Here is a 24320-nt window from a genome sequence, read left to right as displayed (position 1 = left end):
TGATTATGAAAAAGCGAGTAGTTTTGCTGTTGACCTGTCTCTTCGTATGGATGTCTTCGCTCTCCGCGCAGGACGTGCCTGCAGGGGCGATTGCAGCCTTCAAGAAGGGAAACTCTCAGGAACTAAACAGGTATCTGGGTGATAAAGTGGATTTGATTATTCAAAATCGCACGACGAATGCTAACAAGAAAACGGCGGAAGAGACTATGGCCGCTTTCTTCGACGATAACAAAGTCAGCAGTTTTGATGTGAATCACCAGGGAAAGCGCGATGAGTCGAGTTTCATCATCGGTACTTTGGCGACTAAGAACGGAAACTTTCGGGTGAATTGTTTCTTTAGAAAAGTACAGAACAAATATGTCATACATCAAATAAGAATAGATAAGACGAATGAATAAGGAAGAAGAATTGATTGACAGGCTGATAGACCTTGCCTTTGCAGAAGACATAGGCGACGGCGACCATACCACCCTCTCGTGCATCCCTGCTACGGCGATGGGTAAGTCCAAACTTTTGATTAAGGAGCCGGGCATACTGGCTGGTATCGAAGTAGCCAAAGAAGTGTTCCGTCGTTTCGACCCGACTATGAAAGTAGAAGTGTTCATCAACGATGGTGCGGAAGTGAAACCGGGTGACGTGGCTATGGTGGTGGAAGGAAAAGTGCAGTCTCTGTTGCAGACGGAGCGCCTGATGCTGAACATTATGCAGCGCATGAGTGGAATTGCTACCATGACACATCAATATGCCGAAAAACTGAAAGGTACGAATACACGTGTACTCGATACCCGTAAGACTACTCCGGGCATGCGTATTCTTGAGAAAATGGCAGTGAAGATTGGCGGCGGCGTAAACCATCGTATCGGTCTTTTCGATATGATCCTGTTGAAAGACAATCATGTGGACTTTGCCGGAGGCATTGATAAGGCCATCAACCGTGCCAAGGAATATTGCAGAGAGAAAGGCAAAGACCTTAAAATAGAGATTGAAGTACGTAACTTCGACGAATTGCAGCAAGTGCTCGATCTTGGCGGCGTAGACCGTATCATGTTCGACAACTTCACGCCCGAAATGACGAAGAAAGCTGTGGATATGGTAGCAGGCCGTTACGAAACCGAGTCTTCCGGCGGTATCACGTTCGATACGCTGCGCGACTATGCCGAATGTGGCGTAGACTTTATCTCAGTCGGTGCTCTGACCCACTCTGTGAAGGGATTGGATATGAGCTTTAAAGCATGTTGACAAAGGCAGAAAGCCGTATTTAAAGAATAGCAGGAAGCTTCTCATAAGTTTGCCATCATATTGCAATCTTTATGAGAAGCTTTCTTCTTAAGATGCACTTGGAAAGTATGGAAAAGATAGACTGGAATAGAGTAAAAACTACTATCAAAAAATGGAAACCGGGCGAGTATGTGCGGCAAACTTCCATTGTTGTAATCGGTGTGCTGATAACTTTCGTCGGCAGTGAACTGGTCACCAGATGTTCGGAACAGAAGGACATTAAGTCTACTATGTTGCTGATTAAGGATGAACTGAAAAATAATCGGAAGAACTTTGAAGAGATTATGTCCGAGTTCAGTGAAGATGAACATCTTTCTGCTTTGTTGGTGGAACATGATATGAATATCCGCTCAATACCGGAAGATTCCTTGAAACAATTCCGCTTCATTTTAGGGCACGTCCGCAGCTATTCTTATACCCAGAATGCGCTGGATATACTTAAAAGCTCTATGCTGATGCAGAAAATATCTGATAAGGAGCTTTTGTTGTCGCTGACTGAGATATATGAGACATTAGAAGGATGTAAATTGACTATGAACGGGTATTATGATATGAAGGAGGATGCGTTTCGTCCTTTCTATTTGTCACTGACTGATGAACAAATAAGCACGGCAAATGAAGGAGGCTGGGAAGCATGGGAAATATATGTTTCGGATAAGAAACTGAGAAACTTTCTGAGAATTCCCCAGAAGTATTTTACTCCTGATTATAGAAAACGTGTGAGGCAAAAGATTGATAAGATGATACGAACTATTGAACAGAAATATGGCTCAAAATAAATGCTTATGGAAAATATAGATAAGATAAAGTCTACGATTAAAGGCTGGAGATTGGGCGACTATTTCCGTCAGTTCAGCATTGTGGCGGCAGGTATCATTGTTACTTTTTGGGGAAGTGATAAGGTTACGGAGCATAGTCGTCAAAAAGAGGTACGGGCTGCGATGCAACTGATAACGGAAGAATTGGAGTATAATAGGAAGGAGCTGCGTAATATAAAGCATTTGTTGGATATAGACAAGCACATGAGTTCTTTGCTGATAGAGCATAAAATGGATATATCAGGAATACCGACGGATACTTTAAGTAAGTATGACAAGCTTTTCAATAATATGAATGAACTCTCTTATAAAACCGATGCATTGGATGTCCTGAAAGGTTCTTCGTTGATGCAGTATATTTCTGACAAGCGTTTGTTGCAGGATATATTGCAGACCTATTTTGAGTTGGGGAAGCGGAAGAAAGATGTCGGTGATTACTATGCAGCAAAAACAAATGTACTTATGGGACTTGTAATGTCCAGGAATATGAAGTTTGCTTTGGAAACTGACAACGACTTGCTGGGTCAAGTCTCATTTCTTATAAGTAATGATGAATTTGTCAATTTTGTAATAATGGTACCCGGTTTCTTGTATTGGGATGAATTTGATGAACTGGATGAGATGCTTGACAAGCAAATACAGACTTTGAAAGCAAAGTATAAATAATCTCCGTTCTTTAACTTCTTTTTAGAGATAACATTGCAGCATTCTTCGGAAAGCTGCGTCTAACTAACAAACGACGCGAAGAGGCGTCCGTAAAAAAGAGCACTGACATTGGAAAATGATATAGAACTGATAGAGGGCTGCCGGGCAGGGAAAGATTCTGCTCGTAAGGAACTGTACACCCTTTATGCCAAGCAGATGCTCGCGGTATGTTACCGCTATACGGGCGACGTGGATGCGGCGCATGACGTACTGCACGATGGGTTCATCAAAATCTTCACCCATTTCACTTTCCGGGGCGAATGTGCACTGGCAACGTGGGTGACAAGAGTAATGGTGACACAGGCAATAGACTATCTGCGAAGGCAGAAGCGCATCACCCAACTGGTGGTGAACGAAGAACAATTGCCCGACCTGCCCGACGAAGCAAGTATAGCCGACAATGGCGACCGCCTGTCCGAAGACCAATTAATGGCATTTGTAGCAGAATTACCTGATGGATGCCGAACCGTTTTCAACTTGTATGTGTTTGAAGAGAAATCGCACAAGGAAATAGCGGAAATGCTTGGGATTAAGGTACATTCGTCCACCTCGCAGTTGCATCGCGCCAAGAATTTGTTAGCAAAAAGAATTAAAGAATATACAGAGTATGAAAGGAAATAATGAAATAACCGGTTTGTTCCGCAGTCGCCTCGCTGGTGCAGAGATGACGGTACGGGATGGTTTTTGGGAGGGACTGCAAAGCGACCTTTCGAAAGCTGGATCTGATGTGACAGATGCTTCTGCGGCTGTTGCTTCCGGACAGGCTGCCAACTTATCCGGGCAAAAACAAAGGGGGGCCGTCCTTACTCCACGCTTCTACCGGGTGGCTGCGGCCGCTTCCGTAGTATTGGTGCTGGGAGCTGCTTCGGCTGCATTCTGGTATTTCTCTCCGAAAGAAGAAATCCAGGAAGCATTTACGAAGGTTGCTACCCTGACACCGGAAGGTAGCCTGAACGGAGACGTGGTGCAGGAGAAATTCCCTTCTATCCATGATGCCAACCCAACGGCACAGAAGCCCGGTCACAAACATCCGGGACAATCTTCATCTGCTACGGTGCTTGCTTCGAACGGTGAAGACGATGAATCCGTATCTGTCACCGTTTCCATTACGATTACGCAGCGTGTATATGGCAACAACCACCAGCAGGGAGGAAATGGCATGTATGGACAGAATGTTTCAACGCAGAATGGAAATGATTATCATGCAACGACTAATCCTGCCAATACAACTCCCGATACCGACCCTAACGTACGTTCCAAACGGAAAGGTGCTGCGTTGGCAAGTACGGATGCTGCCGGTAAAAAACAGAATTGGGCTTTCAAGGCTGGAATCGGTACATCATTACCAAAGGGTGATTTCGGAATGCCGTTCACTGCCAACGTTTCGGCAGAACGTCGTTTGAATAAACATTTCTCCCTGGAGGCAGGCTTGCAATACAATCGTCTGGATGCAGATCATACCATACATACATTGGCTGTTCCGGTGAAACTGAATGCAATGCTGGCAAGCAGTTCCAAAATAGATTTTTATGCTACGCTGGGTGGCGCTGCAGAGAAGTGCATAGCTGGGGCAGGAGATAACGGCTTCGGTGCAGAACCCATACAACTTTCTGTTGCAGCCGGTCTGGGTATCCGTTATAAACTTAACGACCGGATAGCCCTGTTTGCCGAACCTACGGTATCCCATCATTTTGATACGGATTCGCAGACAAAAACACTGCATACAGAACGCTCCACGAACCTTAACCTGCTCTGCGGTGTTCGTATGACATATTAACCTTAATACAATACAATAATGAGAACTCTATCTCTATATACTATACTCGCTGGCGGACGAATCAATATCCGCTCATATCGCACCGCAATGTTGGCGTTACTGCTTTGCTTTTCTATTTCTTTTGTGTCATGCACTGAAGAGACGTTGGATTATAATAATCCTGATGTGGATTTGTTTGTCAAGCAACTGAAAGGAGGGAAGTATTCAGTAGAAAGCCCGGAAGGTTTGAACACTGTACCCCGGTTTACTGTTAACGACATAGAAGGTCTGTTGAAGTATGCCGAAGATATGACGGTAATTCCTTCTTTCCCGTTGGCACCGGTTTCTTACTCCGCTGGAGGCAAGCTACGTTTAGGTGAATGTATTTTGTGGACGGTGGAAACCATTCGTTTAGGGCAGAATGCCTCAATGGGTTGTAAGATGGTACATGCGGATGCGGAAAATTATGAAGGCATCTACTTTTTGTCTGATGACGAGGTACTGGATGCTGCCGCCCGTTATCGCCGTTGGTGGGAGAGCCGCAAATATCCCCGCACAATGTGGACCATAGACCCCTGTTATGATGAACCGCTTTGCGGAAGCGGATATATGTGGTGGTAAGAAAATAAATTAATGAGAAGATATTGCACTATAATCGGACTGCTTTTTGCAGCAGTCCTTCCCTTTTGCGCTCAGAACTGGACACCTCAGGACTCTCTGCGATTGCGCCGCTTGCTGGATGGAGAGGGGGAAATGAAGTTGAATCCGGAGGTACTGAAAGAGCTGGGAATAGATCAGCCTATAGGTACGCAACAGATGTCGACGGAAAAACAATGGTTGGACTTCAACACAACACTACCTGAGATACCCAATACGCCGAAGAAGAAAGTGGTCCTTACCTTGCGCCCTTATACAGCGAATACAAAGTACAACTGGGACCCGGTGTATCAGAAGAAAATTAAAATAGATAAGAATACGTGGCGAGGCGATCCTTTTTATGAACTTACGGCACTCAAGATTTATAGCAACTGGGCAAAACATCCCTTTGATAAGGGTGTACGTGAAAGTGTAGACGAGATAGAAGCGACCGGAATGCGTTACCGGGCAACGGAACGGGCAAATAATATGGCTGTGGGGAGTTGGCAGGGCGCCGGTGGCGGTTTAGGTTTTACCGGTGACTTTCTGGCACCTTTTACCAAAGAGTTCTGGAACGTCAAGGGGCGTAAACGCCGGGCTCGTACGCTGGAAGTGCTGCGAGCGTATGGAGACTCTATAGCAGTGCAGAGAAAAGAGCCGGTCAAGGCAATTAGTAATTAAGGAAAAGATGTGTTTATTATAAGGATAATTGTTTAATCTTCATTTGTATTATTTGTGCACCCGGTTATGCGTATGTTGTATATTCGTATTTCCGGGTGCAGTTTTTATGACATATCGTCTTTTCTTCCGAACCTTTCGTCCTTTTTTCTTGTTTCTTCCTTAATAATGCCTAAACGAAGGAAACTATGAACAGAATTACTTCCCTTTTCGGAATAAAATATCCAATAATCCAAGGTGGTATGGTTTGGTGTAGTGGTTGGCGCTTGGCGTCGGCAGTGAGTAACGCGGGTGGACTGGGCTTGCTTGGAGCAGGATCAATGCACCCTGAGACTTTGCGCGAGCATATCCGCAAATGCCGTGCCGCTACACATCATGCTTTTGGAGTCAATGTTCCGTTGATGTATCCACAGATTGAAGAAATCATGCAGATAATAGTGGATGAGGGAGTCAATATAGTATTTACCTCTGCCGGAAGTCCTGCCAAGTGGACCGGATGGCTGAAGGAGAGAGGTGTGACAGTGGTACATGTGGTTAGTTCTTCCCGCTTTGCGATGAAGGCCGAAGAGGCAGGTGTGGATGCTGTTGTGGCCGAGGGCTTCGAAGCCGGCGGACACAATGGAAGGGAAGAAACTACCACTTTGTGCCTGATACCTGCCGTACGCGCTGCTACTACTTTACCGTTGATTGCTGCTGGAGGAATTGTTACGGGCGAAGCTATGCTTGCCGCTCGCGTATTGGGAGCGGAAGGTGTACAAATAGGTACGCGTTTCGCATTGACACAGGAAAGCTCGGCCCACGAATATTTCAAGGACTACTGTCTGCGCTTACAAGAGGGGGATACCAGGTTATTGCTAAAAAAACTTGCTCCGGTACGTCTGGCAAGAAGTAATTTCCGCGATGCAGTGGAAGCTGCTGAGGCAGTGGGGGCAACCCAGGATGAACTTCGCATTCTTCTGGCGCGTGGACGTGCTAAGAAAGGTATTTTTTATGGAGACCTGGAAGAAGGCGAGTTGGAAATAGGTCAAGCATCAGCTTTGCTTTACGGCAGGCAGATACAGACGGTTACTGAGGTGATGCAGGAACTGACGGAAGGATATAAAAGAGCATGGGATGAACTGAAAGATTAATATGAAGAAATATGATCTCACGAGACGAACCGTTTTAGCCTCGTGAGATGAGAATATCCGTCTCACGGGATGAAATGCTTCATCTTGTGAGACGGATTTTTTTATCTCACGAGGCTAAAACGGGTTTGTCTGCCGTACGGATATGAATGGCGCCTTATAAGTACGGTTGTTTCCTCCCACGGGAATTTCGTTTACCCCAAATGGTAACTCCATTTACATGCCGAGGTAAAGGTCGTTACATACCGAGGTAAAGAGCGTTACATACCGAGGTAAAGGTCGTTACATACGGCGGTAAATGCTTTTACATTGCGAGGTAAATGGAATGTAAATGCTATCTGTTGATAATCAGTGCGCTAAGTAGATTCGTTGGCAAGGCTTATTCGTTTTGGAGCGATGGCGAATGGCTTTCGTCAACAGATTCATAAAAAATGGGGCTGTACAAGCGATATGTACAGTCCCATTTCATGATTTCCGGATATAATCCTATGATTTAGGTGTACCGGAATTATTTGTTGTACCAGTAGGGGTTGAGGTAGGAGTTGCATGAGGAGTTGCCGTAGCTGTGTTTGTAGTTCCTGCTGTAGTAGCAGTGGCCGTAGTAGCCGTAGCTGTTGCAGCAGATGCGGCAACCTGAGGTTGTACTTCCCAGTGGAAAGGCTCGAAGTTAGTGTTCGGGTCAACCCAAGACGGTTTCTTGCAAGCGTAGATGATGAATGGAGCTGCAACAACAACGATTGCACCGATAATCAGTACGGAGAACCAAACCGTGTTACTACCTGTTGAAATCTGACTGGGCGGGATGAAGCTCAGGATGAACGCCAACAGAGAACCGCAGAAACCAAGTCCGCCGATGAACCACATCAATCCGTTGCCCCCCTTACCGATACGGAACGGACGATTCAGTTTCTTCATTTTATAACGCAATACGATAGCTCCTGTAAACATCAACATATACATGATGAGGTAAAGAACCACTGTCAACTGTGACAGAATCTGATAGAAGCTCTGTACGGAAGGCATAACCACGAACAAGAGGCTCAATACAGTTACAGCACCACCTTGTACGAATAGAATGTTCTTCTGCACACCCAGTTTATTAGTCTTCTGGAAGAACGGAGGCATATAACCAGCCTTACCTACGGCAAAAATACCTTTAGACGGACCGGCAACCCATGTTAATACACCTGCCAGTACGCCGAATGCTAATGCAATAGCGATAATTGGTGACAACCAGGAAGCATGGATATACTTGAAGTAATTGTCGAAACCAACCAGTAAGCTCTGTGTTAAACTGATATCCTTAGCCGGGATGATGACACCCAGTGCGAAGGTACCCAACACGAAAATAATAACTGTGATAGCAGCACCGATAAATACTGCTTTCGGATAGTTCTTGGATGGGTTTTCCATATCCTTTACGTGGATACCGCCCATTTCCATACCGGCATAAAAGAGGAAGATACTTGCGGCGAGCACGACGTTGTCAAAGTTCGTCAGGTCGGGGAAGAAACTGCTGTGGAAGTCCAGATTGGAATGTCCGCCTGTAGCCAGGTAAATGATACCCAAGATAATCAGCAAGGCTGCCGGGATGATGGTTCCGACCATACCACCGACTTTGGCTACTTTACCTACCCATCCCATCCCTTTCAGTGAGATGAATGTGGCGAGCCAGTAGATGATGAGTACAACGGCGAGTGTGTAGTACTTATTACTTGCCAGGGACATGTCGTGTGCATCGTTCATGCCTATGAAGGCGATGGATACGGCACCGAAAGTCAATACGGTGGGGTACCAGATGGTACTTTCAATCCATTGTACCCAGATGGCAAGGAAACCGAATCGCTTGCCGTAGGCTTCGCCCACCCAGCGGAATACACCACCTTGTTTATCCTGGAACATGGCAGCCAGTTCCGCAGCGACGAGTGAGGTCGGTATAAGGAACACAATGGCTGCAAATAAATAGTAAAAGGCCGAACTCATTCCGTAAACGGCCTCGGCTGGTAGTCCACGTAGGGATACTACTGCCGTCACATTCATGATTGCGAGGGTGAACACACCCAGCTTCACTGTTTGTTTAATATTTGCCATAAGTTAAGGTTTTAGGTGAAAAATATGTTTTAAAATCAGTCTCTATAACAACATCATGGGGGAGTTGTTTTCGGAGGTAAAGTGAAAGTTAGCTTTTTAACACTTAAACAAATGCCATGTGTAAGGCGTTTCAAGGCAGTCAATCCGATTTTATTCATAACATATAAATTAGTACTATTATGAAAATGGCTCTTTCAGAATTTTCGTTGCGGGAGAAGGGAATTTATGGTGTTTTACACATTATTATTCTGCTACTTTCGCTGTTTTTGGTGATTAGTATTTCAGTAGACACGTTCAAGGGTATTCCTTTCTATACCCAGGCGGTATTTATGAAGGTTCAGTTTGCGGTGTGCGTGCTGTTTTTGCTGGACTTTATTTTAGAGTGGTTTTTAGCAAAGCATAAAGGACGTTATTTTGCTACTCACTTTGTTTTCTTGTTGGTAGCTATCCCGTACCAGAGTATAATTTCCTGGGCAGGGTGGACTTTCTCTGATGAGATTACTTATCTGTTGCGTTTCATTCCGTTGGTGCGTGGCGGGTATGCAATGGCTATTGTTGTGGGATGGCTGACGTATAATAAGGCCTCCGGATTGTTTGTCACTTATTTGACCACCCTGCTTGCCACAGTCTATTTCTCCAGCCTGGCATTTTATGTCATGGAGCATGGAACGAATACGTTGGTTACGGGGTATGGAGATGCCTTGTGGTGGGCCTTTATGGATGTGACGACGGTAGGGTCTAATATCATAGCGGTAACAGTGACCGGACGTGTACTGTCTGTTGTACTGGCTGCACTGGGCATGATGATGTTCCCGATATTTACGGTGTACGTAACCAGTCTTGTACAGAAACGTAATCAGCAGAAAGAAGAATATTATAAGCAATTGAATCTTAAGTGAGAAAGTGATGAACTTTCATGGAAAAGGCGCCATCTATCCTCAACGGACTGATGACGCCTATATTTATGAAAAAGAGAGATTGTTTTTTTATTCTACAATGGTCACACGGTCACCATTGAACACGCCCAAACCCAATTTGTTCATGATGAACTTGATGGCGAGCTGTGCTTTAACAGAATTTCCTGCTTCGTCCAAAGGAGGCGCGAAGGCAGATGCGCCGAATACTCCGGGTAATACCGCCATTACACCACCGCCTACACCGCTCTTGGCAGGTATTCCGGCAGTGTACATCCAGTCACCCGAATGCTCATAGAAACCTACGGTAGAAATCATAGAAGTAATCTTCGGAGCCAGTGAAGCCTCGAAAACTTCCTGTTTCGTGACAGGGTTCACACCATTGTTTGCGATGGTTCCGGCAGCAATACCCAGTTGTTGTGCAGTGATACCCAGTGAACACTGGCGTGTGTACAAGTCGAGCGCCATATCCGGATTATCATAGATACGGTTATAGTTCTTCAGCAACCACGCAATGGAACGGTTATTGAAGTTTGTTGCTGTTTCCGACTTATACAGCTCATCAATCAATTGTGGAGCGGAACCGCACAATTCTGTGATATTCTGTACGATGGCTTCCCATTTTTTATCAGAATCACCTATCGGAGTTACCATAGAGCATGCCGAAATGGCACCTGCATTTACCAACGGGGTAGATGGGTGGTCGTTCTCCAACAAGATGGCGATGATGGAGTTGAAAGGCAACCCCGTAGCGTCTGCACCAATCATGTCGAGCACCTTTTGCGCTCCGTATTGACGGAGGATAAGGATAGCTGTGTGCACTTTGGAAACAGATTCTATACCGAAACGGTAATCTGTATCACCTATATTAATAGTCTGTCCGTTCATCAGGCAAAGGCTGATGCCGAACAAATTCTTGTCGATGTTGGCAAGATAGGGGATGTAATCGGCATTTTTTCCCCCTGTGTTACCCTTCACTTGCTCATAGGCTTCCTGGGCAACCTCTTTTATTTGAGAGATTGATATCTTTTTATCCATAATATGTAAATGTGTTAGAATATTTAAGGCTATGTCAGAAGTTTACTTCGTGTATGCGGATGAAAGATTTTTCGTCCGTATACATAGCGGAGCACTTCTGGCACAGCCTCATTACTTTAATTATTTGGCAGCTTTCTTATGACTGCGACAACCGTGATTGAATACTTTCGCTTCTACCGGCAGGTTCTTGTCCTGAGCCATACGGGTAGGAGTAGGATATTCCAGTTTTTCCAATTCGGTGATGGCGTTCTTGATGTCGCCCAGTAACATGTCTGCCATATCGCGGCTGAAGCCCTGGCGTACTACCACACGCATTACGACATAGTCTTCCAGTTTTGAAGGCAACGTATAAGCCGGTACCATCCAACCGTGCTGCGACAGTTTATCCTGAAGGTCGAACAACGTCCACTTAGCATTCTTGGCGTACTCCGGTTTCATGTACCAGATGAACAACGGGTTCACCACTTCTTCTGAGTAGTTGACGAACGGTTCCATCTTAGCGATTTCGTCATGGATATACTTCGCAATGGTCAGCGAATTATACTGTACTTCTTTGTATCCTTGGAAGCCCAAGCGAATGAATTGGTAGTACTGACCCAGGATTTGAGCAGCAGGACGGGAGAAGTTCAAGCCGACCTGAGTAATGTTTGCACCGAGGTAGTTTACGCTGAATGACATTTCTTCGGGCAGATATTCTTTGCCTTTCCAGCAAACCCAGCCCAGACCCGGATATACCAGACCGAACTTATGTCCGCTGACGCTGATAGAAAGAACCCACTTCAAGCGGAAGTCCCACTTCTTTTCGGGGTAAAGGAACGGCAGGATAAAACCACCGCTGGCAGCATCAACGTGGATAGGAATATCATAACCTGTCTTGGCATTGTAAGCATCCAGAGCTTTGTCCAGCGCTTCTACGTCATCGTTCAATCCGGTCCAGGTCACACCTTGGATAGGCACAATACAGATAGTGTTTTCATCACACATCTTCAGGGCTTCTTCCGGGTCGAGGGTTGTCTTGTCCAAAGTCAAGGGCACTTCACGCATTTCAATCTGCCAGAGCTGAGCAAACTTTTCCCATACTACCTGGAAACCGGTTGAGATAACGAAGTTAGGTTTATCGAACGGTTTGCCTTGAGCCTGGCGTTTCTTGCGCCAACGCAGCCAAGCTGCCACGCCGCCCAACATACATGCTTCACTTGAACCAATGGCCAGCGCACCTGTTTTCCACGTATCCTTTTCAGGAGAGTTCCACAAGTTTGCTACGATGTTGATACATTTTCCGTTCATCACGGCGATACGGGGATATTCCGTTTCGTCAATGTAGTTGATGTTGATCGCCTCGTTCATCAGCTTGGTGGCATAGTCGTCCATATAAGTAGTGACGAATGTAGCCAGGTTCAGACGTGGTTGAGTCTGAGCGAAAGTTTCGTCTTTTACCATCTGATAAGCAATCTCGGGAGTAGTAGGTCCGTCAGGAATCTTCTCTACCGGAGAGGGTTGCAACATTCTGTTTGATCCAAAAACCTCTGTTTTGGCATCACCTTTTCTGAAATTTACATCTTCCATTTTACTAATGTTTTAGTTTAGGTTTAGGCGGCGAGGATTTTCCCCGTCGAATTTCCCACAACAACGGCGTTTGCAAAGGAAAGTTCCGGGGTTTTACATATTTTGGCGTTTATTAAAGGGAAGGGAGGGGGAAATGATAATTTACCAGCGTAGCGCTGGAGCAAAATTTCCTTTCGGCACAAGAGTATCTTAATTCTCCTCCTCTCGGGAGGAGGAGTACCCGTAGGGGGAGGTGGTAGGTAAGTAATAAATACCTGTTAATCATAAAAAAGGAATTCTTTCTCACCTACCACCCCGCCCTTTGGGCACCCCTCCTCCGACTGGAGGAGGGGAATTAAGTTACTCCACATATCACCCCGCTAAATTATCATTTATCCTTTCCCCTTTCTTTGAACTTTCTCTAACCGTTATTGTTTTTCTTGCACTGTTTCAAACTATATAAATATTGTATATATGAAAATCAATACCGGACGGGGGACTATTCCCTTAATTACACTAATTGGCATCTGGTCAATATCTGCATTGACTTCGTTGCCAGGGTTGGCTGTATCTCCCATATTGGGGCAGCTCTCCACTATTTTTCCGGATGCCACAGAGTTGGACATCCAGATGCTTAGTTCATTACCTTCGTTATTGATTATACCTTTTATTCTGCTGGCGGGTAAATTAGCTGAGAAACGCGATTTTGTCCGCTTGCTACGCGCGGGGCTCTGGATGTTTGCCGCGAGCGGGGTGCTGTACCTGTTTTCCACGAAAATGTGGCAACTTGTGGCAGTCAGTGCCCTGCTGGGAATTGGGGCGGGACTGATTATTCCGCTCTCCACTGGGCTGATTTCCCGTTATTTCACGGGGACTTACCGGGTGAAGCAGTTCGGATACAGTTCCGCTATCACAAATGTTACATTGGTGGTGGCTACTGCTGTCACGGGATATCTGGCAGAGGTAAACTGGCATCTGCCTTTTGTTGTCTATTTATTGCCTTTGGCATCTATCATACTTACTATTCATTTGAAGAATGAGCATACGGACGGCGAAGTGGAGAGTACGCCTTCACCGAATGTTGCTGTTCCAGTCATTCCCGGTAAATATGGTATCCATGTGCGCCACTTGTTGCAACTGATGCTTTTTTACGGTCTTACCACCTATATCGTGCTTATCGTAACTTTCAATCTGCCGTTTTTGATGGAAGCACACCACTTCTCCAGTGGTAATTCGGGCATGATGATTTCACTCTTTTTCCTTGCTATCATGGCACCCGGCTTCTTCTTAGGCCATGTCGTGAAGCTCTTGAAGGAGAAGACGAAATTCTATAGTCTGTTGTGTATAGCGCTGGGGCTGGCACTGATTTGGATTTCACCCAAAGAATGGTTGATAATACCGGGATGTCTTTTAGTAGGGTTGGGGTATGGTGTTATCCAGCCTCTTATATATGATAAGACGGTCGATACAGCCATTCCACAGAAGACTACGATGGCACTGGCTTTTGTGATGGCGATGAACTATTTGGCCGTTCTACTCTGTCCGTTCATCGTCGATTTCTTCCAATTCTTGTTCCATACCCATTCGCAGGAATTTCCGTTCATCTTCAATCTTTGTGTGACGGTGCTGGCGTTGCTGTGGGCATATTATAGGAAGAAAGACTTTTTGTTTGATGATAAAATGTAAATTGTCATATATATATACAAAAAAGGGAGTTCCACTTTTCCGGAACTCCCTTTTACATATTTCAGAGGCAACTGCTACAATTCTATCGGCTCATACTTCAATCCGAACACATCAGCCACCGCTTTATACGTCACCTGTCCTTCTACCACATTCAGCCCTAATGCCAGCGCAGGATCATCTTTGCATGCTTTCCGCCAGCCTTTGTTTGCCAGCGCCACGGTGTAGGGTAGTGTTGCGTTTGTCAGTGCCATGGTAGAAGTGAACGGTACAGCTCCCGGGATATTGGCAACTGCATAATGTACAATGCCATCCACTACATACGTCGGTTCGCTGTGCGTAGTCGGGTGGGAAGTTTCAAAGCAGCCACCCTGGTCGATGGCAACATCTACAAGCACTGTTCCCGGCTTCATCATTTTGAGCATTTCTTTGGTGATAAGATGCGGGGCCTTGTCGCCCGGAATGAGGACGGAACCTATCACGAGGTCTATGTTGGGTAATTCCATCTTGATATTATGCGTAGAAGAATAGAGGGTTTTTACGTTCTTCGGCATCACCTCGCTAAGATAGCGCAGGCGGGAGAGGTTGATATCCGTAATCAGGACTTCGGCACCCATTCCGGCGGCTATTTGTGCGGCGTTGGTTCCTACGATGCCACCACCAAGAACAAGCACACGTGCGGGGCGCACACCCGTCACACCACCCATCAACTTTCCTTTTCCGCCTTGTGGCTTTTCGAGGAAGCGGGCACCCACTTGGGTAGCCATGCGTCCCGCTACTTCGCTCATAGGGGTGAGCAATGGCAGGGAGCGGTCTTCTTTCTCAACGGTTTCGTAAGCAATACAGATACCGCCGCTTTCTATCATGGCTTCGGTCAAGATTTTATCGGCAGCAAAGTGGAAGTAGGTAAATACCACCTGACCCTTTTTAATCAGTTTGTACTCGGGGGCGATAGGTTCTTTCACCTTCACAATCATTTCCGCCGCGGCATAGGTCGCTTCGATGGTCGGCAGCATTTTCGCACCCACTGCTGTGTACTCCTCATCTGCGAAACCGCTGTTTGCACCTGCTGATGCTTGTACATACACTGTATGACCTTGTTTCACCAACTCGGCTACTCCGGCAGGGGTCATACCTACACGGTTTTCGTTGTTCTTGATTTCTTTAGGTACTCCGATAATCATAACCTTTACAATTTTAATTGGGGGTTAAACATGTCGCAAGGTAACGAATTATCAGTTTCGATGTTCACGCGGGCAAGGTGTTTTACAACAGTATTTTTATGCAAGTTTTAATCTGAAAACGTCAAGTGTCTGCATGCTTTCAATATCCCTTCCAGAGGATGGTTATTGTTTGAATCTGAAATGATTAATGCCTGTACCAGTCATATTTCTTTTCCAGCACTTCCGTCTTTTCGTGTTTTTGCACCTCTTTTTGTGTCTTGCGCAAGCGGCGAATGGTGACAATCATAACGATGAGACCTATAACGATAAGTACCGCTAAAGTGAGGCATGCGCAGAGGAAAACTGTATCATTCATAGTTTGTCAGTAATAGATAATTTTGATTAGTTGTGTTGCAAAGATATGGAATAAGGCGGATTCTGCAAATATCTTTGTGTACAAATATGGTATTTATTGTGGCAGAGATGGGGATATTTTTTATCTTTGCCTGCATTTAAAAATGAGATTACACCTATGAATAGATATACCAAACCTGCGATTTACTTATCTTTATTATTGATGTTTGGCGGAGTTGCACGTGCACAGGAGGTTACGTTTACTCCTCCTTTCGATTTTCCTATTACCTTCTCCGGTAATTTCGGTGAGATACGCGCCAACCATTTCCATGGCGGACTCGACTTCAAGACGGGCGGCACCATCGGTAAACCCGTGCGGGCGCTGGCCGACGGATACATTTCGCGCATCCGTGTCACTCATGGTTCGGGCTATGTGCTCGATGTGGCATATAATAATGGATACAATACAATCAACCGTCACCTCAGTGCCTTTGTGGGCGACGTAGCCCGCCGGGTGGAAGATTTGCAGTACGAAAAGGAGACATGGGAAATAGAGATTACACCCGAACCGGGCGAGTATCCTGTACGTGCAGGGCAAATAATCGCTTTGAGTGGCAATACCGGATATTCTTTCGGTCCGCACCTGCATCTTGATGTGTTCGAGGCGGATACGGATGATTATATCGACCCTCTGCCATTCTTCAAGAAGAAAGTAAAGGATACGACTGCCCCCCGTGCCGAAAGCATCATGCTTTTCCCGCAACCCGGCAAGGGAGTGGTGGACAGAACTCAGAAACGACAGTCATTTCCGCTCAACCCCAAACAACCCATCACTGCATGGGGAGTGATAGGAGCAGGTATCCGTGCTTACGACTATATGGACGGGGTGCATAACCGTTACGGTGTGCATACGGTTATTCTGGAAGTGGATAGCGTGGAAGTGTTCCGCAGTGTGGTGGACCGTTTCTCGGAGAATGAAAACCGCATGATAAATTCATGGACCTACGGGCAATATATGAAATCGTTCATCGAACCGGGAAATACGCTGAGGATGCTACATGCTTCAAATGATAACCGGGGACTGATAGATATTAATGAAGAGCGTCCGTACCGCTTTGTCTATACGCTGAAGGATGCGCTGGGGAATACCTCGAGAGTGCGTTTCACCGTGCATGGAAAGCGGACGACGATAGCTCCCGTGGAACATCGTGAGAAGTATACTTTCCGATGGAACAAGGTGAACTATCTGCAGGAACCCGGTCTGTCTCTGGTGATTCCTCGCGGAATATTGTATGATGATGCATATCTGAATTATGCTGTGCGGGCGGATAGTGGAGACATCGCGTTTACTTATCAGTTGAATGATACACGTATTCCTTTGCATGGCCGTTGTGAGTTGCGTATCGGGTTGAGGCGCAAACCATTGGAAGATATGTCGAAGTACTATGTGGCAAGTGTGAATTCCCGTGGAAAAAAATATGGCATAGGTGGTAAGTACGAGGATGGCTTCATGAAAACCACTATCCGGGAATTAGGTACCTATACTGTTGCCATAGATACCGTGCCGCCCGAAATCACTCCATTGAACCCGAAACAGTGGGGAAGTACGGGGCGCATTGTGTTTAAAGCGAAGGATGAAGAAACCGGCATAAGCAGCTATCGCGGCACCATCGATGGGGAGTATGCCTTGTTTGGCAAACCTAACTCCATCAGCGGAAACCTGGTGTATGAGATTGACCCTAAACGAGTGGAACGGGGCAAGCACGTGGTGGAAATCACTGTGACGGATGGTTGTGGCAACCGGACAACAGAACAGTTTACGTTTGTCTGGTAAACAAGTCTGTGCTATCTCCGTGCCATCTCCGTGTCTGCTCCGTACCAATTCCGTACCATCTCCGTATCTTATAGGTACGGAGATCATACGGACCTGACACGGAGATGGTACGGACCGGATACGGAGATCATACAGACTTGCTATGGAGATAATAGATACGATACACGAATCAATAATTAAAATAATAGAAGTATGAAAAGTAAAAGACTGACTCTTTCCGTTTTATTTGTGGCGGTTGCAGTGGTGAATGCACTGGCTTGTACCAACCTCATTGTTGGTAAAAATGCCTCCACAGACGGTTCTACAATTGTTTCTTATTCTGCCGACTCTTACGGGTTGTTTGGCGAGTTATATCATTATCCTGCGGGAATGCATAAGAAAGGTACATTAATGGATGTGCATGAGTGGGACACCGGCAAATATCTGGGACGGATTGAGCAGGCACGCCAGACGTATAACGTCATTGGCAATATCAACGAATTCCAGCTTACCATCGCAGAAACCACTTTCGGCGGACGTCCCGAACTGGTAGACACGACCGGCATTATCGACTACGGAAGTCTGATTTATCTCGGTTTGCAACGTGCCCGTACCGCTCGCGAGGCCATCAAGGTGATGACTGACCTTGTGCAGGAATATGGCTATTATAGCAGTGGCGAGTCTTTCACTATCGCCGATCCGAATGAAATCTGGATTATGGAGATGATTGGCAAGGGCCCCGGTGTGCGTGGTGCCGTATGGGTGGCTGTACGCATCCCCGATGATTGCATCTCGGCACATGCCAACCAATCACGTATCCATCAGTTCGACATGAACGATAAAAACAACTGCATGTACTCTTCCGATGTTGTCTCTTTCGCCCGTGAAAAAGGTTACTTCAACGGAGTGAACAAGGACTTTAGTTTTGCAGACGCCTATGCCCCTCTGGATTTCGGTGCACGCCGTTATTGCGAAGCCCGTGTATGGAGTTACTTCAATATGTTTACCGACCGTGGTGAAGAGTTCCTTCCTTATATAGAAGGTAAAACCGACCAACCCATGCCACTTTATCTGAAAGCCAACCGCAAAATCTCTGTGCAAGACGTGAAGAATGCCATGCGCGACCATTACGAAGGTACTCCGCTGGACATCAGCAAAGATTTCGGTGCCGGTCCTTATCATACTCCTTACCGTCTTTCTCCGCTTTCTTTCAAGGTGAACGGCCAGGAATACTTCAATGAGCGCCCCATCTCTACCCAGCAATCCGGTTTCGTGTTTGTATCTCAGATGCGCTCTACTATGCCCGATGCCATCGGTGGTGTGTTGTGGTTCGGTACGGATGATGCCAACATGACGGTTTTCACTCCTGTATATTGCTGCACGGATAAAGTGCCTGTATGTTACTCTCGCGTAGATGGTGCTGATTATATCACCTTCTCCTGGAATTCTTCTTTCTGGATTTTCAACTGGGTGGCAAACATGGTTTATCCTCGTTACGACTTGCTGATTGATGATGTACGTGCCACTCAAACCGAACTGGAAACTACTTTCAACGATGCGCAGGAAGGCATTGAATCTGCTGCATCCAAGCTCTACTCTAAAGACCCGGCACAGGCAAAAGCATTCCTGACCAACTATACGAACATGACAGCACAAAGTACTCTCGACACCTGGAAACGTCTGGGTGAGTTCCTTATCGTGAAATATAACGATGGCGTAGTGAAGCGTATGAAAGATGGTAAGTTCGAGCGTAATGCTATCGGCCAACCGGCAGGTGTGATTCGTCCCGGATACCCGAAAGAGTTTCTGGAAGAATATGTGAAGCAAACCGGCGACCGCTATAAAATGCCGGAATAATACCCTGTTGCAGGCTTTGCAGATTTTACAGGAACAATAAAAAGCCTGTGAAATCTGTACAAAGCAGTGTAAATCTTTAATGAAAAAGTAGGATAATTGAACTTATTCGCCTACATTTGTGTCTTACAAACAACAGATATATTTTAACCTCTAAAATAACAATAATTGTATGGAAAATCAGGAACTTATCAAGCAGGTAACTGAGAAAGCCCAGAAGTGGCTCACCCCGGCTTATGATGCCGAAACTCAGGCTGAAGTAAAACGCATGTTGGAAAACGAAGATAAAACTGAACTGATAGATTGTTTCTATAAGGATTTGGAATTCGGTACGGGTGGCTTGCGCGGCATTATGGGTGCAGGAACCAATCGTATGAATATCTATACCGTAGGTGCTGCAACACAGGGGCTTTCCAACTACTTGAACCAATGCTTCAAAGATAAAGAACAGATTTCTGTAGTGGTGGGTTACGACTGCCGCAACAATAGCGATAAGTTCGCTCAAATCTCTGCCGATATCTTCTCTGCAAACGGCATCAAGGTGTATCTTTTCGATGATTTGCGTCCTACACCGGAAGTTTCATTTGCTATCCGTCACTTCGGTTGCCAGAGCGGTATCAATATCACTGCCAGCCACAATCCGAGAGAATATAATGGTTACAAGGCTTATTGGGATGACGGTGCCCAGGTGCTTGCTCCACACGATACCGCTATCATCGACGAAGTAAACAAGGTGACTGTTGATGATATTAAATTCAATGGCAATAAAGATTTGATTCAGATTATCGGTGAAGACATCGATAAGATTTATCTGGATAAGGTTCATTCTATCTCTATTGATCCGGAAGTGATTAAGCGTCAGAAGGATCTTAGCATTGTCTACACTCCTTTGCACGGTGCAGGCCGCGTATTGATTCCTGCTTCATTGAAGGAATGGGGATTTGAAAACATCAATTGCGTGCCCGAACAGATGGTGAAGGATGGCAATTTCCCGACAGTGGTATCTCCGAATCCTGAAAATGCGGAAGCGCTCTCTATGGCTATTGCATTGGCAAAGAAGATCGATGCTGACATTGTGATGGCAAGCGACCCGGATGCCGACCGCGTGGGCATGGCTTGCAAGGATGATAAGGGCGAGTGGGTGCTTATCAACGGTAACCAGACTTGTTTGATTTTCTTGTATTATATCATCAAGAACCGTATTGCAATGGGTAAGATGCAGCCTAATGACTTCATCGTAAAGACCATTGTGACTACTGAACTGATTAAAGCCGTAGCCGACAAGAATAAGATTGAGATGCGCGATTGCTACACCGGTTTCAAGTGGATTGCACGCGAAATTCGTTTGAGCGAAGGCAAACAACAATACATCGGTGGCGGTGAAGAAAGCTACGGCTTCCTGGCAGAAGACTTTGTTCGTGACAAAGATGCTGTTTCTGCCTGTTCACTGTTGGCTGAAATATGTGCCTGGGCAAAAGATCAGGGCAAGACGCTGTATGACGTGCTGATGGACATCTACGTAGAATATGGTTTCTCTAAGGAAACTACTGTGAACGTAGTGAAACCAGGTAAGAGTGGTGCGGACGAAATCAAGGCTATGATGGATAATTTCCGTGCTAATCCGCCGAAGGAAATCGGAGGTTCACCCGTTAAGCTGATTAAGGACTATAAGACATTGAAAACTATCGATGCCCAGGGAAATGTGAAAGACCTGGATATGCCGGAAGCTTCCAATGTGCTTCAATACTTCACGGAAGACGGCACAAAGATTTCTGTTCGTCCGTCGGGAACCGAACCGAAGATTAAGTTCTATATCGAGGTGAAGGGCGAAATGGGTTGTCCGAAATGCTACGGCAGTGCAGATGCAGAAGCAGAAGAAAAGGTGGTGGCTGTTCGTAAGTCACTCGGTATCTAAGGATAATTTGCTGTAAGGCAGAAGGAAAGGTGTAATCCTGCGAAGGGTTACACCTTTTCTGTTTTTTACCGGGTAGTGTGTGCATTCTTTTCGGATTAAGGTTCTTTTACCTTCTTTAAGTCAATCCTCTAATCATTCTCTGTTAAATGCCGTTCTATATGCAACATCTAAACCTAAACTAAAATAGTTATGAAAGATCTTGTTGCCGACATTAAGTATGATGCCGCTAAAGTGATTGAACAGGCTGTAGGGCCAAGTAAAGAATTCTGCATGGGTTACATGAACCCCGGTGCTCCGAATGGTCAGGGATATATCTCTACCATGAAACTCTCAGTGGGCACAGTCGATGTAAAAGACCTTGACGCAGTTACCGAAAACATTGTTTCGTATGACCGTTGCGAAAAGAATGACGCCTATATCGGACAAATCAACATGCTGACCGTATCTTCTTTCTGCGGCCAGAACGGTGCTGTATGGGGATACGATCTCGCTGTACATGAAGATATTGCTACAGGTAAGGAGAAACCCATGTACATGCAGGAACAACCGGATGGAAAACCCGCTATTCCCGTATATAATGCCCGCCCATTGCTGGAAGCAAGCGAACGCCTCTTCGGACGTGAGGGGCAACGACGTTTCCCGCCGATGCCGGGTGCACATGTCATCTGCGCCAACAAGGATGTGGCAGCCCGCGGTCCACTGTGGGTATGGTCGGCCATTGGCATTGCTATCCTGAAAAATCGTAGTGACGGCTCTTGCCTTTTCATCGAGGATGCCAACACGTATGGCGATGACAACTCCACCGAAGCAGAAATCATAGGTTTTCTGGAAGGCTCACTCCGTAAAGTAACCAACAGCATTGTGCTGTGCGGACAAGACCAGTCGGTAGAGTACGACCGCATTTATGTAGGCTACAAGTACACTTTCGTAGAACCGAACCAAGTGGGTTGCGCGTTGACTTGCGCCCCGTACATTTATCTGGCTCAGAATGCTATTCCTGCCGGGATGAAAGCTGCCGACCTGAAAGGTATGCCTATCGACGAGTGGGAAAAGAAACTGGGACTGGAGCACCTGACAATGATTGAATAATAAGACCTAACCTAAACTTTAACTATATAAATATTTTTATCATGGATGAAATGAAAGGGACACGTTATCCCATTTTCGGATTTGTAATTGGTGGTACAGGCGCCTTTAACGACGGTATCCCACCTCAGCCTTATGAAACCTATAACCTCGCCTTGCACGAAGCCGGAATTGAAAATTTCAATCTTATTCCTTACACCTCTGTTATGCCGCTTGAAATACGTGGCAACTTGGTGACCATCACCCCGGAGATGAATCGCACCATTAGCTAAATAAGTGATATGGCGGATACTTCAAAGAAATTAGGATTGGGCGGACTCGTTGCCATCGTCTTTGGTTCCATGATTGGTGGAGGTATTTTCAATATCTCGCAAAACATGGCACAAGGAGCGGGGTTAGGGGCCACTCTTATCTCCTGGGTTATTTCGGGGGTGGGAGTATTGTTCCTTGTGCTCAACTTCAAGGTGTTGGCCGATGCCCGTCCTGATCTCAATGCAGGTATCTATCAGTACGCAAAAGAGGGTTTTGGCAATTATGTGGGATTTAACATTGCCTGGGGATACTGGCTGTGTGCAGCTATGGGTAACGTGGCGTTTGCCGTGATGCTCAATGACTCGTTCGGTGAGTTCCTCCCTGTGCTGCTTCATCATGGCTGGCAGACGGTGGTGTTTGGATCGTTCTTCATTTGGGCCATGTATTTCATTGTGGCAAGAGGTGTGAAAGCTGCCGCTGCTCTGAATACAATAGTCACTATCGTGAAGTTCGCGGCGTTGATATTAATTGTCATTATCCTCTTTATTTTCTTTAAAATAGGCGCGCTGAGCATTGACTTCTGGGGACATACACCTGATCTGGGTTCCATAGGGGCACAGGTAAAGAGTACCATGCTTGTCACCCTCTGGTGTTTCATAGGTGTGGAAGGTGCTGTGGTGATGTCTGCCCATGCCCGCAACAGCAAAGATGTGGGTAAAGCAGGTGTGATCGGGTTCCTGCTGGCGTTGGTGCTTTATGCGTTAATCAGCGTTTTATCCTACGGTATCATGCACCAGCCTGAACTGGCGAAGTTGGATGACCCGTCCGTGGCTTATGTGCTGAAACATGCGGTGGGTGAGTGGGCTTATACTTTTGTTGTGCTCAGTGTCATCGTTTCCGTTATCGGTGGTTGGATTGCCTGGACGCTGATGTGTGCGCAAGTGCCCTATACGGCTGCTCAGGTGAAGATATTGCCGAAGTCATTCCTGCGTGAGAATAAGAAGTCGACACCTATTTATGCCTTGTTGATATCCAGTATCATCATGCAGGTATTTATGGTGATGGTTGCTATGGCGAAGTCGGTTTACGATGCAGCTATTGATATTACCGGTGTCATGATCCTTCCCGCTTATCTGTTCTGCGGAATCTATCTGGTGAAAGCCAGCTTTATGAAAGGGGAACTGAACACAACAGATCCGAAGAAGATTGGTCAATACCGCTTTATCGGTATTGTGTCTTCCCTGTTCTGCCTTTGGTTGCTCTATGCAGGCGGATTATTACTCTTGCTCGTGACGTCCATCTTCTATTTGGTTGGTATCTACTTCTATGTAGTGGCACGCAAACAGAACCGGGCGCAGGGCGAACTGATTTTTTCTCCTGCCGAACGTTGGCTGGCACTGGCTATTGCAGCTTGTTCCGTGATAGCGGTGATACTGTTGATTGAGGGAAAGGTGGGACTCTGATAATTTGAAATAGAAGAATTAAGAATTAAAAGTTGTCGGCTGCCGGGAGGCAGTTGCTGATAGAGATAAAATGCAGATTGCGGTTGCACGTGATTGGTTGATGTGAATGAGAGTCGTTTCATTCGTAGTTGTTCGTTTGTTGAGTGCGTGT

At 46.0% G+C, this 24320-nt stretch carries 22 protein-coding genes; 17 read left to right on the top strand and 5 right to left on the bottom strand.

Features of this window, described 5'->3' with window-relative positions; all coding sequences use genetic code 11:
* Positions 1–5: 5 nt before the first annotated feature.
* From HMPREF9447_RS23245 to HMPREF9447_RS23205, 9 genes are all read left to right on the top strand, one after another.
* Positions 6–398, top strand: a complete 393-nt coding sequence (locus HMPREF9447_RS23245) for a DUF4783 domain-containing protein (RefSeq protein WP_009132191.1) — start codon at positions 6–8, stop codon at positions 396–398.
* Entirely contained in the window at positions 391–1239 is an 849-nt protein-coding gene (gene nadC, locus HMPREF9447_RS23240) for a carboxylating nicotinate-nucleotide diphosphorylase (protein ID WP_009132190.1), read from the top strand. Before HMPREF9447_RS23245 ends, nadC begins: the two co-directional genes overlap by 8 nt.
* A 107-nt stretch (positions 1240–1346) precedes the next feature.
* Positions 1347–2057 carry a hypothetical protein gene (locus HMPREF9447_RS23235; RefSeq protein WP_044138638.1) on the top strand — a complete coding sequence of 237 codons (711 nt, stop codon included), beginning with the start codon at positions 1347–1349 and terminating at the stop codon, positions 2055–2057.
* A 6-nt stretch (positions 2058–2063) separates the two neighbouring features.
* Positions 2064–2762: a hypothetical protein gene (locus HMPREF9447_RS23230; RefSeq protein WP_009132188.1), complete on the top strand. Its 699-nt coding sequence runs from the start codon at positions 2064–2066 to the stop codon at positions 2760–2762.
* A 108-nt stretch (positions 2763–2870) separates the two neighbouring features.
* Positions 2871–3422, top strand: a complete 552-nt coding sequence (locus tag HMPREF9447_RS23225) for an RNA polymerase sigma factor (protein WP_009132187.1) — start codon at positions 2871–2873, stop codon at positions 3420–3422.
* The gene (locus HMPREF9447_RS23220; protein WP_009132186.1) at positions 3409–4578 is read left to right on the top strand and encodes an outer membrane beta-barrel protein; all 1170 of its coding nucleotides are present in this window, start codon (positions 3409–3411) and stop codon (positions 4576–4578) included. Before HMPREF9447_RS23225 ends, HMPREF9447_RS23220 begins: the two co-directional genes overlap by 14 nt.
* An 87-nt stretch (positions 4579–4665) precedes the next feature.
* Positions 4666–5178, top strand: a complete 513-nt coding sequence (locus HMPREF9447_RS23215; RefSeq protein ID WP_044138615.1) for a DUF4943 family protein — start codon at positions 4666–4668, stop codon at positions 5176–5178.
* 12 nt (positions 5179–5190) lie between these two features.
* Positions 5191–5874 carry a DUF4858 domain-containing protein gene (locus tag HMPREF9447_RS23210; RefSeq protein WP_009132184.1) on the top strand — a complete coding sequence of 228 codons (684 nt, stop codon included), beginning with the start codon at positions 5191–5193 and terminating at the stop codon, positions 5872–5874.
* Positions 5875–6059: 185 nt separating this feature from the next.
* Positions 6060–7001 (top strand): NAD(P)H-dependent flavin oxidoreductase, encoded by a 942-nt coding sequence (locus HMPREF9447_RS23205; RefSeq protein WP_009132183.1) that lies wholly within the window; start codon positions 6060–6062, stop codon positions 6999–7001.
* A 483-nt stretch (positions 7002–7484) separates the two neighbouring features.
* On the opposite strand, the gene gadC is transcribed toward HMPREF9447_RS23205, so the two are convergent.
* Positions 7485–9089: a putative glutamine/gamma-aminobutyrate antiporter GadC gene (gadC, locus tag HMPREF9447_RS23200; RefSeq protein ID WP_009132182.1), complete on the bottom strand. Its 1605-nt coding sequence runs from the start codon at positions 9087–9089 to the stop codon at positions 7485–7487.
* A gap of 179 nt (positions 9090–9268) precedes the next feature.
* Here gadC and HMPREF9447_RS23195 point away from each other — a divergent pair, with 179 nt between their 5' ends.
* On the top strand, positions 9269–9988 hold the full coding sequence (locus HMPREF9447_RS23195) for a potassium channel family protein (protein ID WP_009132181.1): 720 nt from the start codon (positions 9269–9271) through the stop codon (positions 9986–9988).
* 87 nt (positions 9989–10075) lie between these two features.
* Here HMPREF9447_RS23195 and glsA read toward each other — a convergent pair whose 3' ends face one another.
* On the bottom strand, positions 10076–11041 hold the full coding sequence (glsA, locus tag HMPREF9447_RS23190) for a glutaminase A (RefSeq protein ID WP_009132180.1): 966 nt from the start codon (positions 11039–11041) through the stop codon (positions 10076–10078).
* Positions 11042–11161: 120 nt separating this feature from the next.
* Entirely contained in the window at positions 11162–12607 is a 1446-nt protein-coding gene (locus HMPREF9447_RS23185; RefSeq protein ID WP_009132179.1) for a glutamate decarboxylase, read from the bottom strand.
* Positions 12608–13060: 453 nt separating this feature from the next.
* On the opposite strand from HMPREF9447_RS23185, the gene HMPREF9447_RS23180 reads away from it, so the two are divergent.
* Complete coding sequence (locus tag HMPREF9447_RS23180) at positions 13061–14272, top strand: MFS transporter (protein ID WP_009132178.1); 1212 nt, start codon at positions 13061–13063, stop codon at positions 14270–14272.
* Positions 14273–14346: 74 nt separating this feature from the next.
* Here the strand turns inward: HMPREF9447_RS23180 and ald are convergent, their stop codons facing one another.
* Together ald and HMPREF9447_RS28850 are read right to left on the bottom strand one after the other, a co-directional pair.
* Positions 14347–15453 carry an alanine dehydrogenase gene (gene ald, locus HMPREF9447_RS23175; RefSeq protein ID WP_009132177.1) on the bottom strand — a complete coding sequence of 369 codons (1107 nt, stop codon included), beginning with the start codon at positions 15451–15453 and terminating at the stop codon, positions 14347–14349.
* Between the two features lie 184 nt (positions 15454–15637).
* The gene (locus tag HMPREF9447_RS28850; protein WP_167549134.1) at positions 15638–15808 is read right to left on the bottom strand and encodes a hypothetical protein; all 171 of its coding nucleotides are present in this window, start codon (positions 15806–15808) and stop codon (positions 15638–15640) included.
* 156 nt (positions 15809–15964) lie between these two features.
* On the opposite strand from HMPREF9447_RS28850, the gene HMPREF9447_RS23170 reads away from it, so the two are divergent.
* From HMPREF9447_RS23170 to HMPREF9447_RS23145, 6 genes are all read left to right on the top strand, one after another.
* Positions 15965–17620 (top strand): M23 family metallopeptidase, encoded by a 1656-nt coding sequence (locus tag HMPREF9447_RS23170; protein ID WP_009132176.1) that lies wholly within the window; start codon positions 15965–15967, stop codon positions 17618–17620.
* A 192-nt stretch (positions 17621–17812) separates the two neighbouring features.
* Entirely contained in the window at positions 17813–19456 is a 1644-nt protein-coding gene (locus HMPREF9447_RS23165; RefSeq protein ID WP_009132175.1) for a C69 family dipeptidase, read from the top strand.
* Positions 19457–19625: 169 nt separating this feature from the next.
* The gene (locus tag HMPREF9447_RS23160) at positions 19626–21368 is read left to right on the top strand and encodes a phospho-sugar mutase (protein ID WP_009132174.1); all 1743 of its coding nucleotides are present in this window, start codon (positions 19626–19628) and stop codon (positions 21366–21368) included.
* Between the two features lie 189 nt (positions 21369–21557).
* The gene (locus HMPREF9447_RS23155) at positions 21558–22457 is read left to right on the top strand and encodes a histidine decarboxylase, pyruvoyl type (RefSeq protein ID WP_009132173.1); all 900 of its coding nucleotides are present in this window, start codon (positions 21558–21560) and stop codon (positions 22455–22457) included.
* A 50-nt stretch (positions 22458–22507) separates the two neighbouring features.
* Positions 22508–22726, top strand: coding sequence for a pyruvoyl-dependent arginine decarboxylase (locus HMPREF9447_RS23150; protein ID WP_244267662.1), 219 nt, complete (start codon positions 22508–22510; stop codon positions 22724–22726).
* Positions 22727–22735: 9 nt separating this feature from the next.
* Positions 22736–24169, top strand: a complete 1434-nt coding sequence (locus tag HMPREF9447_RS23145; protein ID WP_009132171.1) for a basic amino acid/polyamine antiporter — start codon at positions 22736–22738, stop codon at positions 24167–24169.
* The last annotated feature ends 151 nt before the right edge of the window (positions 24170–24320 follow it).

The organism is Bacteroides oleiciplenus YIT 12058, from assembly GCF_000315485.1.
In the GTDB taxonomy this organism is placed as follows: Bacteria; Bacteroidota; Bacteroidia; order Bacteroidales; family Bacteroidaceae; genus Bacteroides; species Bacteroides oleiciplenus.
The sequence above is the reverse complement of the archived record's forward strand: the minus strand, read 5'-3'. Positions and strand labels throughout refer to the sequence as shown.